Annotated in this window: 11 protein-coding genes and 1 pseudogene; 5 read left to right on the top strand and 7 right to left on the bottom strand. The window is 63.6% G+C overall.

All coding sequences use genetic code 11. The features are described from left to right. The first annotated feature begins 88 nt into the window (after window positions 1–88). The 3 genes from FJ980_RS16095 (at window position 89) to FJ980_RS35950 (ending at window position 2,837) form a co-directional block, all read left to right on the top strand. Complete coding sequence (locus tag FJ980_RS16095; protein ID WP_095765643.1) at window positions 89–1,096, top strand: GlxA family transcriptional regulator; 1,008 nt, start codon at window positions 89–91, stop codon at window positions 1,094–1,096. 87 nt (window positions 1,097–1,183) lie between these two features. After that, window positions 1,184–2,011 (top strand): VWA domain-containing protein, encoded by an 828-nt coding sequence (locus tag FJ980_RS35955; protein WP_348640658.1) that lies wholly within the window; start codon window positions 1,184–1,186, stop codon window positions 2,009–2,011. Beyond that, a complete protein-coding gene (locus FJ980_RS35950; protein ID WP_348640657.1) occupies window positions 1,989–2,837 on the top strand; it encodes a hypothetical protein in 849 nt (282 codons plus the stop codon). Before FJ980_RS35955 ends, FJ980_RS35950 begins: the two co-directional genes overlap by 23 nt. 88 nt (window positions 2,838–2,925) lie before the next feature. Here FJ980_RS35950 and FJ980_RS16085 read toward each other — a convergent pair whose 3' ends face one another. From FJ980_RS16085 to zwf, 5 genes and pseudogenes are all read right to left on the bottom strand, one after another. Then, on the bottom strand, window positions 2,926–3,207 hold the full coding sequence (locus FJ980_RS16085; RefSeq protein WP_140544336.1) for an XRE family transcriptional regulator: 282 nt from the start codon (window positions 3,205–3,207) through the stop codon (window positions 2,926–2,928). Further along, window positions 3,204–3,532 (bottom strand): annotated as a pseudogene (locus FJ980_RS16080) (type II toxin-antitoxin system RelE/ParE family toxin). Before FJ980_RS16080 ends, FJ980_RS16085 begins: the two are co-directional and overlap by 4 nt. A 62-nt stretch (window positions 3,533–3,594) precedes the next feature. Further along, window positions 3,595–5,418, bottom strand: coding sequence for a phosphogluconate dehydratase (gene edd, locus FJ980_RS16075; RefSeq protein WP_140544334.1), 1,824 nt, complete (start codon window positions 5,416–5,418; stop codon window positions 3,595–3,597). A gap of 62 nt (window positions 5,419–5,480) precedes the next feature. Next, window positions 5,481–6,197 (bottom strand): 6-phosphogluconolactonase, encoded by a 717-nt coding sequence (gene pgl / locus FJ980_RS16070; protein WP_140544332.1) that lies wholly within the window; start codon window positions 6,195–6,197, stop codon window positions 5,481–5,483. Then, window positions 6,179–7,648: a glucose-6-phosphate dehydrogenase gene (zwf, locus tag FJ980_RS16065; RefSeq protein WP_140544330.1), complete on the bottom strand. Its 1,470-nt coding sequence runs from the start codon at window positions 7,646–7,648 to the stop codon at window positions 6,179–6,181. The genes pgl and zwf overlap by 19 nt, the downstream gene beginning before the upstream one ends. Window positions 7,649–7,943: 295 nt before the next feature. Here zwf and FJ980_RS16060 point away from each other — a divergent pair, with 295 nt between their 5' ends. Together FJ980_RS16060 and FJ980_RS16055 are read left to right on the top strand one after the other, a co-directional pair. Next, a complete protein-coding gene (locus FJ980_RS16060) occupies window positions 7,944–8,690 on the top strand; it encodes an SDR family oxidoreductase (RefSeq protein WP_140544327.1) in 747 nt (248 codons plus the stop codon). Window positions 8,691–8,818: 128 nt separating this feature from the next. After that, window positions 8,819–10,129, top strand: a complete 1,311-nt coding sequence (locus tag FJ980_RS16055) for a Mur ligase family protein (protein ID WP_140544325.1) — start codon at window positions 8,819–8,821, stop codon at window positions 10,127–10,129. Here the strand turns inward: FJ980_RS16055 and FJ980_RS16050 are convergent. Continuing rightward, window positions 10,113–11,003 carry an SH3 domain-containing protein gene (locus tag FJ980_RS16050; RefSeq protein WP_140544323.1) on the bottom strand — a complete coding sequence of 297 codons (891 nt, stop codon included), beginning with the start codon at window positions 11,001–11,003 and terminating at the stop codon, window positions 10,113–10,115. The genes FJ980_RS16055 and FJ980_RS16050 overlap by 17 nt on opposite strands. A gap of 256 nt (window positions 11,004–11,259) precedes the next feature. Then, window positions 11,260–12,546 carry an FAD-binding oxidoreductase gene (locus FJ980_RS16045; protein ID WP_140544321.1) on the bottom strand — a complete coding sequence of 429 codons (1,287 nt, stop codon included), beginning with the start codon at window positions 12,544–12,546 and terminating at the stop codon, window positions 11,260–11,262. Between the last annotated feature and the right edge of the window lie 35 nt (window positions 12,547–12,581).

Here is a 12,581-nt window from a genome sequence, read left to right as displayed (position 1 = left end):
CCGAACCTGACCGCTCCCCAGCATTTTGCAGCCAAGTGGAACCACTTGGCGCCGCACAAATGCGGCTGAAATAAAGGGACAGAGCGGGATGCCCCACTCGAACCAGTCGCATCCCGTTCTCGAGCGGCCGATCACGAGCGATCCCGTTCAGGGCGGCCGCCAGTTCGGCTTCCTCTTGGTCGACAAATTCTCGATGTTCTCGCTGGCGGCCGCCATCGACTGCTTCCGCTCGGCGAACCGACTGCTCGGCCGCGATTTCTATGGCTGGACGACGATCTCGGCCGACGGCGACGCGGTCATGGCCTCGAACGGCCTGCCGTTGAAGATCGACTATTCGGTCGCCGACATGCCGCCGGTCGACATCCTGTTCGTTTCGGTCGGCCTCTCCATCGAATTTCCCGGCAAGAGCAAGGTTCTGGCGGCGCTGCGCAGCTGGGGCCGGCGCGGCAATGCGCTCGGTGCGTTGTCGGTCGGCTCCTATCTGCTTGCAGAAGCCGGGCAGCTCGACGGCTATCGCTGCACCATCCATTGGGAGAACCGCGCCGGCTTCATGGAGCGTTTCCCCGATATCAACTGCACCGGCAATGTCTTCGAGATCGACCGCAAGCGCTACACCTGCGCCGGCGGCACCACCTCGATCGACCTGATGCTGGAGATCGTGCGCGGCGATTTCGGCTCCAACCTCGCCAACGGCGTCGCCAATCAGTTCCAGCACGAGCGCATACGCTCGGCCGGCGACCGCCAGCGCGTCGGCCCCGAACGGGACCTCACCGGCAAGTCGGAGAAGCTGCGGCGCATCGTCGAATTGATGGCCGATCACCTCGACGAACCGCTGTCGGCGGTGCAGCTCGCCAAGTCGGCGGGGCTGTCGGTGCGCCAGGTCGAGCGCCTGTTCCTGCGCCATTTGAGCGTCACCCCCGGCCGCTACTATATGCGGCTGCGGCTCGAACGCGCGCGCGAATTGCTGCGCCAGACCAACATGCCGATCCTCGACGTGGCGATCGCCACCGGCTTCACCTCGCACTCCTATTTCGCGCAGAGCTACCGGCTGCAGTTCGGCCGTCCGCCATCGGAAGAGCGGCGCACCACTTATTAAGTGACTCGCCGGCCTTCGGACTTGTCTCCGAATGCCGCCTCAAATAGCTTTCGCAACGCGGACGAGGGTTGCTCTCAGGAGATTTCCATGGCGGGACTGATACGGAGCGTCGCTGCGGCGCTCCTGTTTTTGTCGATGACCAGTTTCGGCTTTGCCGCCAACAAGGTCATCATCATCCTCGATGCATCAGGCTCGATGTGGGCCCAGATCGACGGCAAGCCGAAGCTGGAGATCGCGCGTGAATCGCTGCGCACGGTGCTTCAGTCGGTTCCCGCCGACGACGAGATCGGCTTCATGGCTTATGGCCATCGTACCAAAGGCAGTTGCGACGACATCGAGCTGATCGTGCCGCCGCAGGCCGGTTCAGCCAGCGCTATCTCGTCAGCAGCCGACAGCATGAAATTCCTCGGCAAGACGCCGCTCACGGCCGCCGTCAAGCAGGCGGCGGAAGCGCTCAAATACACCGAGGACAAGGCCACCGTCGTCCTCATCACCGACGGGCTCGAGACCTGCGGCGGCGATCCTTGCGCGCTCGGCAAGGAGCTGAAGCAAAGCGGCGTCGACTTCACCGCCGACGTCGTCGGTTTCGGCCTGACCGCCGACGAAGGCAAGCAGATCGCCTGCCTCGCCGAAAACACCGGCGGCAAATACATCCAGGCCTCCGACGAGAAGGCGCTTCAGGAGGCGCTGGTCGAGACCGTCGCGGCTCCGATTCCGGCGCCGGCTCCCGAACCGGCGCCGGCTCCCGCGCCCGAATCGGCAAAGCCGGAGTTCAATTTCATGCCGAGCCTGGTCATGGCCGAGGGCGGCGATCCGATTACCGACGGCAATGCCTGGGAGATCTACAAGGCGAAGTCCGACGGCACGCGCGGCGACCAAGTCATGACCGAATATGGCGCTCAAGACCAAACTTGAGCCGGGCGACTACCTTATCGTCGGCCGCGACGACGAGGCAAGGAGCGAGCAGAAGATCAAGATAGAGGCTGGCAAGACCTACAGCCCGCTGTTCACGCTGAACGCCGGCACTTTGGTCATCCATCCGCATGCTAGCCAGGGCTCGGAGATCAGCGGCGAAGCGCGTGTCGACTTCGCCTATCCTGGCGGCAGCACCACGCACTATGGCGACGCCAAGGCGACCGTCCCCGCCGGCGAGCAGAAGGTGACGGTGCAGATCGGCGCCGGCACTGCGACGGAGACGGTCCAGCTTACCGCCGGGCAGACCGTCGAGAAGGACATCGTCGTCGGCGTCGGTCATGCCATGCTCAACGCCTACTACACCGCCGGCGGCGACAAGGCCGACAATTCCGGCATCGGCTTCGAGGTCGTCAAGGCGAAGAAGAAGATCGACGGCTCGCGTGAAAGCGTGGAGCATTCCTACGGACCTGACAGCAAGTTCTGGCTGCCGCCGGACGACTATGTCGCGCTCACGACGCTCGATCTCGCCGTCGTCGAGCAGCCCTTCAGCATCAAGGCCGGCGACAATCAGGACATCAAGGTCGCGCTCGATGCCGGCGTGCTGGCGATGTCGGCACCCGGCGCCTATTCGATCGAGGTGCTCTCGTCGAAGAAGGACATCGAAGGCAAACGCAAGTCGCTGGGTCTGACTTACGGTGATAGCTGGCAACAGGCGATCCCCGCCGGCGACTATGTGGTCGTGCGCCACATGTCGGCTGAAGGCCAGGAGAAGGAAATGCCGGTGACGATCAAGGCCGGTGAGCGCACCGAGATCATTGTGCAGTAGTGATCGCAACGGGATCCGACATTCCAGTCCCTATTGCGTGAGCATTCCGCGAATATTGCTGTCGCGGAATGCCACTTGGCTGTGCCGGTCAGGCAGCGTCCGAGACCCGCACTTCGACGTGAAGCCCTGCCGCGACTGCCATATTGACGAGGGTGTCGAGGGCGAACAAGTTGATCTTCCCGCGCAGGAGATCGGACACGCGCGGTTGGGTTACGCCAAGCCGGCGCGCGGCCTCGGCCTGCGTCCAGCCCTTTGCTCGAATATGCCGCTCCAGCGCCATCATGAGCGTGGAGCGGAGCTTCATGTTCTCTGCTTCGGCGGGAGTGTCTTCGATGGCATCCCACACACTTGCAAAAGTTTCGTTGCTCATTGGCCTAACTCCTTGATGAGATCGCCGTAGCGCTTCGCGGCCAAATCCAAATCTGTTTTGCTGGTCTTCTGCGTCTTCTTCTGGAAGCAATGCAGTACGTAGATCGCGTCGGCAAATTTGGCGGTATAGATGACGCGAAACGCGCCGGTCTCATCCCTAATTCTGATTTCCAGTACGCCCTTGCCGACATTGTCATAGGCTTCCAGTCGGTCGGAAGTTGCTCGTTCTGCACCTTATCGAGCTGGTAGCCTGCTTCACGCCGCGCCGAGTTTGGAAAGGCGCGCAGATCACTGAGGGCGCTGCCCTGGAATTTAAGCATCTTCACGCCGGCAACTATACAGAATTTTGTATAGTCAGCGCAAGTTGCTTTTCACATGGACCGAGAGATCAGGCATTTCCAAACGCGGCGGCGCCATGATCGGCCCGCCCGACCAGTTGCCGGAAGCCCGCGAACAGCTCGCGCCCGAAGCCGAACTCATTGCCGATGAGGTCGGCTTCCGCCGTGCGGCGCAGTGCGAATTCCGTCCCCGGCACCAGCACTTCCAGCGTGCCGGCATCCGCATCGAGGCGGATGATATCGCCGTCATGGATCCTGGCGATCGGTCCGTCCTCGACCGCTTCCGGCGTCACATGGATCGCTGCCGGCACCTTGCCGGAGGCGCCCGACATGCGCCCGTCGGTCACCAACGCGACACGCTGGCCGCGATCCTGCAGTATGCCGAGCACCGTGGTCAGCTTGTGCAGTTCCGGCATGCCATTGGCCTTCGGCCCCTGGAAGCGGATCACAGCGACGAAGTCGCCGCTAAGCTGGCCGGCCTTGAAGGCGTCGTTGAGGCCCTGCTGGCTGTCGAACACCTTGGCCGGCGCCTCGATGACGCGCCGTTCGGGCTTGACCGCAGAGGTCTTGATCACGGCATGGCCGAGATTGCCCGCAAGCACCTTTAGTCCGCCGGTCGGTTGGAACGCCTTCTTGAACGGCGCCAACACCTTCTCGTCGCCGCTGTTGAGCGGCGCCACTTCGCGCAGCACGCTGCCGTCATCGCCAAGCCTCGCCTCGACCGCGTAGGGCCGCAGGCCTTCGCCCCACACCGTCTGCACATCCTCGTGCAACAGGCCTTCGTCGAGCAACTCGCGGATCAGGAAGCCGAGCCCGCCGGCGGCATGGAAATGGTTCACGTCGGCAAGCCCGTTCGGATAGACACGCGCCAACAGCGGCACGGCCTCCGACAGGTCGGAAATGGCCTGCCAGGTCAGCGCGATGCCTGCGGCGGCGGCCATCGCGATCAGATGGATCGTGTGGTTGGTCGAGCCGCCGGTGGCGTGCAGGCCGACGACCCCGTTGACGACCGAGCGCTCGTCGATCATGCGCCCGACCGGCGTATAGGCATTGCCGAGCGCGGTGATCGCCAGCGCGCGCTTCGCCGCTTCCCTGGTCAGCGCGTCGCGCAGCGGCGTGCCCGGATTGACGAACGAGGCGCCGGGCGTGTGCAGGCCCATGATCTCCATCAGCATCTGGTTCGAATTGGCGGTGCCGTAGAAGGTGCAGGTGCCCGGCCCGTGATAGGATTTGGACTCCGCTTCCAGCAGTTCGGCGCGCCCGACTTTGCCTTCGGCATAGAGCTGGCGGATCCTGGCCTTCTCGTCATTCGCGAGACCGGTCGTCATCGGCCCGGCCGGAATGAAGACGGCCGGCAGATGCCCAAAGGTAAGCGCCGCGATCACCAGCCCGGGCACGATCTTGTCGCAGACGCCGAGGAAGACGGCTGCGTCGAACATGTTGTGCGACAGGCCGATCGCCGCCGCCATCGCGATCACGTCGCGTGAGAACAGCGACAGCTCCATGCCGGGCTGGCCTTGGGTGACGCCGTCGCACATCGCCGGCACGCCGCCGGCAACCTGGGCGATGCCGCCTGCCTCGTGCGCGGCTTCCTTGATCAGTGCCGGGAACGTCTCGAAGGGCTGATGCGCCGACAGCATGTCATTGTAGGAGGTGATGATGCCGAGGTTCGGCACGCGGTCGCCGCCGAGCGCGATCTTTTCGGACGGGCTGCACACGGCAAAGCCGTGCGCGAGGTTGCCGCAGCCCAGCACCGCGCGGTTTGCGGTGCGGCTGGAAGCCTCCGTGATACGGCCGAGATAGGCTTCCCGGCCGGCTTTCGAACGCTGGCGGATGCGTTCCGTGATGGTTTCGATGTCGCGTCTGGCTGTCATGGTCCGTCCTTTCCGAACTCGGCAGCGTCCTCCCTCTGCCACCGGGCTGTCCTCATCTGAAATCAGGGTGCCCAGAACACCTCTACCGGTCTTGGCGCCGCCTCGATCACTCTGCGGATCGGCTTCTTCGCGCCAGGACCCATCGCGCCGTTGAGCGCGGCGCGCTTGTCCTCGCCTTCGATATGGAGCGCAACGAAGCCGGCGGCGACGATACGCGCCATCGACAGCGTGAGCCGCGGCTCGCCGCCGCTTGCCGCATGCACCGGCAGAACGATCCGCCGCGAGGCCGGGTCGAGCAATTCCTCGAGATTGCCGGCATCCGGGAAGAACGACGCCGTATGGCCATCGCCGCCCATGCCGAGGACCACCACGTCGAGCGGCCAGGGCAGCGCCCGCAGCGCTTCGCTGTCCATCGCCGCTGCATCCTCGATGCTCGCCGCCTCGTGGTAGAGCGGCACGAAGCGCGCCGCAGCAGCCTTGTTCTGGAGCAGGTTCGCCGCCACCAGCCCGGCATTCGAACGCGGCGAGGACGGCGGCACGAAGCGCTCGTCGACCAGCGTCACGGTGACCTTGTCCCAGGTGATGGGCGTGGTCGACAGCACGGCGAACAATTTCGCCGGCGTGGTGCCGCCGGACACCGCGAGCAGCGCTGTGCCGCGTTCCGCGATGGCGCTGTCCAGCCGGTCGGCAATCTGTCCGGCCAGCGCCGTCGCTAGGTCCTGGCGGCCGGCAAAGCCGTTCCAGCCGTAGCGGGCTTCGCTCAGTTGCTCTCGTGCCATGTCCGTCCGTCACGTTCGATGAGCGCGATCGAGGCCGATGGCCCCCAGGTTCCGGCGGTATAGCCCTGAGCTTCCTGCCGGGCGCTCTCCCAGGCGTTCTGGATCGGGTCGATCCATTTCCATGCCGCCTCGACTTCGTCGCGGCGCATGAACAGCGTCTGGTTGCCGCGCACCACATCCATGATCAGCCGCTCATAAGCGTCCGGCGCACGACCTTGGAAGGACTGCGCGAAGCTCATGTCGAGCGAGATCTGCCGCAGCCGCATGCCGCCCGGTCCCGGGTCCTTGATCATGATGAACTGCTTGACGCCTTCGTCGGGCTGCAGCCGGATCACCAGCTGATTGGCGAAGATCGGCCCGGCACCTTCATCGAAGATCGAGAAGGGGATTGGCTTGAACTCGATGACGATCTCGGAAACCCGGCTCGCCAGTCTTTTGCCGGTTCTGAGATAGAACGGAACGCCGGCCCAGCGCCAGTTGCCGATCTCGGCCCTTATGGCGACGAAGGTCTCGGTGGCGCTGTCCTTGCCGAGCTCCTCGACATAGCCCTTGACCGGCCCGCCGGCCGAGGCACCGGCGCGATACTGGCCGCGCACGGTGTGCTTCGGCGCCTCGTTGCCGTTGATGCGCTTCAGTGCCCTCAGCACCTTCAGTTTCTCGTCGCGCACCGCGTCGGCATCCATCGAGGACGGCGTTTCCATGGCCACTAGGCAGAGCAGCTGCAGGATGTGGTTCTGCACCATGTCGCGCAACGCGCCTGCCTTGTCGTAGTAGGTGACGCGATCCTCGAGACCAACGGTCTCGGCGACCGTGATCTGAACATGGTCGATCTGGGCGGAATTCCACAACGGCTCGTAGAGCGCATTGGCAAAGCGCAGCGCCATCAGGTTCTGCACCGTTTCCTTGCCGAGATAGTGGTCGATGCGGAAGATCTGGCTTTCGTGGAAATCGTCACCGACAGCGTCATTGAGCGCCCGTGCCGAGGTGAGGTCGCGGCCGATCGGCTTCTCCAGCACGATGCGCGAGTTCGGCGTGATCAGCTTGTGCTCTCTGAGCTGGTGCGAAATGTCGCCGAACAGCGCCGGCGCCACCGCAAGATAGAAGGCGCGGATGCGGTCGCTGTCGCCGATTGCCTTCTTCAATTTATCGAAGCCGGCGCCAGTCGTTGCGTCCGCCGACACGTAGGAGAGCCTTGCCAGGAATATCTCCAACTCCTTTGGATCGATATCGGCAGGCTTCACATGATCTGATATCGCCTTCTTGGCGAAGGCTTGGAATTCGGCATCGGTCATTTTGGCGCGCGAGGTGCCGATGATGCGCGTCGGCTCGGAGAACTGGTGGCCGCACTGGCGATAGTAGAGCGACGGCAGGAGCTTGCGTTCCGACAGGTCGCCAGTGCCGCCGAAGATGATGAAGTCGAATGGGTCGACAGGGATGATCTGGCTGGTCATGGTCAGTCCGATTTGATGCCGGGCGCCGGCAGGATGGTTGGTATATTCTAATCGATTTAAATTTTCCAGTGCCATGGTGTCACATGCGAGGACCAATGGCTTGCACTTGCATCGGTCCACATGTTTCCCGACACTCACGCCGCCGGCAGGCCTGTCGGGCAAGCCATGGCTTCCGGAAGCGTTAGCGGCTGCAGCATAGAACGCGAATGTGACGAAAGCTAAGGGAGATGTAGGCTGGCGCGCGACGGGCCGGGCGGCAGGCGGAAGCAAGCGAAATCCAATGAGCGGGAAAACCATGCGTCTGGAGAATAAAGTCGCCGTCATCACAGGCGCCGCGTCGGGCTTCGGCGAAGGCATGGCCAAGCGCTTTGCCGAAGAGGGCGCGCGCGTGGTCGTCGCCGACCTCAACGCCAGGGGCGCCGAGCGGGTGGCCGAGGAGATCGGCGAGAGCGCCATCTGGACCCAGACGGACGTTTCCCTGCGCTCCGCATTCGACGAGATGATCTATGCCGCCAAGAGCGCCTTCGGTCGCATCGACATCATGGTCAACAATGCGGGCTTCACCCATCGCAACGGCGATATGCTCGGCGTCGATGAGGAAACCTTCGATCTGATCACCGCCGTCAACATGAAGGCGATCTATCACGCGGCGCTTGCCGTCGTGCCGATCATGGACCGCCAGGGCGGCGGCGTCATCCTGACCACGGCCTCCACGGCGGGGCTTCGGCCGCGGCCGGGCCTGACCTGGTACAACGCCTCCAAGGGCTGGGCGATCACCGCCACCAAGTCAATGGCCGTCGAGCTGGCGTCGAAGAACATCCGCGTCAACTGCCTCTGCCCGGTCGCCGGCGAGACCGGCATGCTGGAGAAGTTCATGGGCGCCGACAAGCCTGAGATCCGCGAAAGATTCCGCGCCTCGATACCGCTCGGACGGCTCTCGACACCGCTCGACGTCGCCAACGCGGCGCTGTGGCTCGCCTCGGATGAAGCCGCCTTCATCACCGGTGTGGCGCTGGAGGTCGACGGCGGGCGTTGTATCTGAGCCGCTCCAGGAAGCACATCGCGGTTTCCGCTCCTCGTTGCGGTGAACGAATGGATTGGCGTCGTCCGAGCTCCAGTTTGACTTGATGGTCCGAAGGGATAACGGATCGGGGTAGGGGAAACTGGCGGGTGGTTAAGGTCAGGCTGCGCGAAATTGGCAACGACCTCGGCTGGCGATTGCGTCGCTATCGGGCAGAGCGTGCGCGTGCGCGAAGCAAGGCGACCTTCATCGGCATAACCGGCAGCTCCGGCAAATCAACGGCAACGAGCTTGCTTGGTCATATCCTGGCCGGTCACGGCACGGTCTATACCCAAGTTCTAGCCAATACGCTCAAGGCACTTGTCCGCACGCTCTACAAGCGGATGAAACGTGCCGGCAAGGTCGACTATGTCGTCTTCGAAGCCGGCGCGTTTGAGCCGGGCTCAATCCGCTCGATGGCGGCGATGCTGAAGCCGGATGTAGCGGTCGTAACGATGGTCAGGCTGGAGCACGTTACTCAATTCCGGACCCTGGATGCTGTTGCCCAGGAAAAGAGAGCGCTGGTTGAGGCCTTGTCGCCGAGCGGACTCGCGATCTTGAACGCCGACGACCCGCATGTGCCTGATATGGCTTCGGGCGCAAGGTGCCGCGTGGCGACTTTCGGTCAGTCGGAGGCCGCGGGCTATCGTGTGACAGACATCCATGCCGCCTATCCGGACCTGCTCAGATTTTCACTTCGCTGGCACGGCGGCGACATGGACATGCAGACACGATTTCCTGGCGAGCACTTCTGGCTGCCGGCGGCCGCCGCCGTCGTCACGGCGTTGGAACTTGGTGTCCCGCCGGAAAAGATCGCCGCAAGGACAGCATCCTTCGAACCCCTGGCCAACCGCTGCACGGTGCTGGTAACCGATCGGGGTCCACAGTTTATAGTCGATGCCGCCAAAGCGCCCTGGCATTCGCTGAACATTGCATTCGAGATGATGGCCAAAGCCAAGGCCGTTCGCAAACGGATCGTCGTTGGACAGATTTCCGACTACACCGGTTCGTCGAGAAAGTATGGCACTGCTTACGGTATCGCGCGCGACGTCGCCGACGAGGTCATCTATATCGGCGACAATGCCCACCGCTCACGCGCCAGCCAGGCGGATCGGGACAGTGGCCGTTTCATCGAGCTTCGCACCCCGAAGGAAGTCTCCGATCACATCAAGCAGACGGCTGTCCCAGGAGAACTGATCCTGCTGAAGAGCTCCGGCAATCTTCATCTGGAGAGGGTCGCGCTTGCCTGGACGCACGATGTCAGATGCTGGATACCAGCGTGCGGCAAGAAGGAAGGGTGTTCCACTTGCGGCCTCTACGAGGTGCCGTTCGAGGAACACAAGTCCCTCCTGGCAAATCGCCGGCTTGCACGCAGAAGACGCCGTTTCGGATGGCTGCTTGGCCTCACGTGCCGGTCTTGACGTAGCTTTTGTAGACCCAGCCGTGCTTGCCGTTATAGACGATCTCGCACCATTTCTTACAATTCATCACCTGCACCGATGCCTTGGCCGGCACCGTGGTGATTGCGGCGGCACCTTTCTTCGGGCCTGAGCGCATGGTCACGGCCCTCAAGACGCGCCCGTTTGCCGCTGCGTTGACTTTTTGAGGTTTCGGCTCAGGCTGGGCCGCGCCGTCCGTCGCTGCCGGCTGCGGATCTGGAACCTGCGGCTTGGCTTCGGGAATGGCGGCGGTTTGGGCGCCGTCCATCGTGTCGCCCGGCTTCTTCGCTGCCGCTGCTGTCTCGCTGGCGGAACCGGCGACCTGCGACAGCGCGTTCGCGGCGTCGTTCTCGGCATCGGGCTCGGCAAAGGCGGTATCGGTCGATTGCGCGGGGGCCGCGCCGGCGGCCTGCTTGGATGGAGCTGGCTGGTTCTCGGCCGGGGCAGGTGGCGTCTTGGCGTCGGAAGCCGTCCAGCGGGGGTTGTTTGATGCCAGGGCCGGAATGTTGGCTTCGCGGGCCGCCGTCGTGGGCGTTACTGCATCCCCCTTGCGCGCGGCCTGCGGCGCCGTCACCACGGTGACCGCCGCTGCCGCCGGAGCGACTTTCGTGGTCTTCACCGGAATCGCCGGAACGGTCTGCTCGGCACTCGCCGCGGCCACTTGCCGGTCGCTGCCCGGAAAGCATAGCCATAGCGCCATCGCGGCCACGCCGATCAGCGCGGCGGTGCCGACCGCTGCAATGACCAGATGCGCGTTCGACTGTACCTTCTGCCAGAATGACGGCCGTACGTTATAGCCGAACTGCATTGTAAAGCGCTGCCGTTCCGGCGCGCCGAAACTGAAGGGCTTGTTCACTCAAACCACCTCCAACAAGCGGGCCGACGTTCTTTCGATCATTGCCGAAGGATCGGCTTCGATCAGCATCGGTCCCTAAATCACTGCGGACAAAGCCCGCGAAATCCCCGGATTTTCGCCCATGATGGCATCTTTCACCGCTGATTATGGCATGAGTGAGCCAATTTGCGAAATTGCGCGCGCTTGTTAACGCTTCCACAACCGGCCGCGTGGAGGCCGCCAGTGCCGAATCGGTGGCTTCGGCCGGGCGGCCGCTTCAAATCCTGTCGCGCAGCGCGAACCAGTTCAGCGCCAGGAACAAGAGCGGCGCGCGCAAACGCCGGCCGCCTGGGAAGGCGGGGATTTTCAGATCCTCGATCAGTTTCAAGCGGTCGCGATTGCCGGCAACGGTCTCGGCATAGAGCTTGCCGAAGAAGTTCGACAGCATGACGCCGTGGCCGGAATAACCGCCCATCGAAATCACTTTCGGCATCACTTCGCGCACGAACGGCTTTCGCGGCATTGTGATGCCGACATAGCCGCCCCAGCCATGCGTGATCTCGACATCCTTAAGGTCGGGGTAGAGTTCGGCGATCTGCCTTCGGATGTGAATATGGATGTCCTTCGGATCGTTGACGGCATAGATCTCGCGGCCGCCGAACAACAGCCGGCCGTCCTTCGACTTGCGGAAATAGCGCACCACGAAGCGGGAATCGTCGACCGACTCGCCGCCCGGCAGCACCTTGGAAGTGTCGCCGAGCGGCACGGTCGCGCCGATGAAGGAGCCGATCGGCATGATGTGCGCCGCGCTCACCGGCTCCAGGTTGCCGCCATAGGCATTGACCCCGACCAGGCATTTGTCGGCTGTGATCGTGCCCCTGGGCGTCGTGACCGTCACCTTGCCGCCATTGGAAACGATGCCGGTGGACGGCGTCTGCTCGAAGAGATGCGCGCCGGCGGCGGCCGCCACTTTCGCCGTGCCGATCACTAGTTTCAGCGGGTGGATGTGCCCCGTGCCGGTGTCGCGCGTGCCGCCGAAATAGCGTGTCGAACCCAGCCTTTCCGCGGTTTCCGCCGCGTCCATGAAGCTTATATGCGGGTAGCCGAAGCGGCTCGCCATGATCTCGGCGTGGCGCCTGTAGTCGTCGACATAACGCCGCTTGTGCGCCACCGAAAGCTGACCCGGCATATAGTCGATGTCGATCGCGTTGGCGGCGGCGAAGTCCAGCAGATGCGCCTTGGCTTCTTCGGCCAGGTCGAACAGCGCCTTGGCGCGGGAAAGGCCGTATTCGGCCTCCAATTCTTCCGCCCAGGCGCGCTGGCCGGTGCCGAGCTGGCCGCCATTGCGCCCCGACGCGCCGTCGCCGAAGCGATAGGCATCGATGAGGACGACATTTGCGCCCGCCTTGGCAAGATGCGCGGCTGCCGACAAGCCAGTGAAGCCGCCGCCGATGATGACGACGTCGCAAATACGGTCGCCGTCGAGAGCCGGATATTCAGGCCGGGATCCGACCGTGTCCTCATACCAGGAACGACCGGGGGAGATGGGGGATTGGTAGGGCATGATGCTCACGGAGTAGGGGAGTAGGGGAGTAGGGG

It is taken from the genome of Mesorhizobium sp. B1-1-5 (assembly GCF_006443065.1).
In the GTDB taxonomy this organism is placed as follows: domain Bacteria; phylum Pseudomonadota; class Alphaproteobacteria; order Rhizobiales; family Rhizobiaceae; genus Mesorhizobium.
This window is presented reverse-complemented; position numbering and strand designations above follow the sequence as displayed.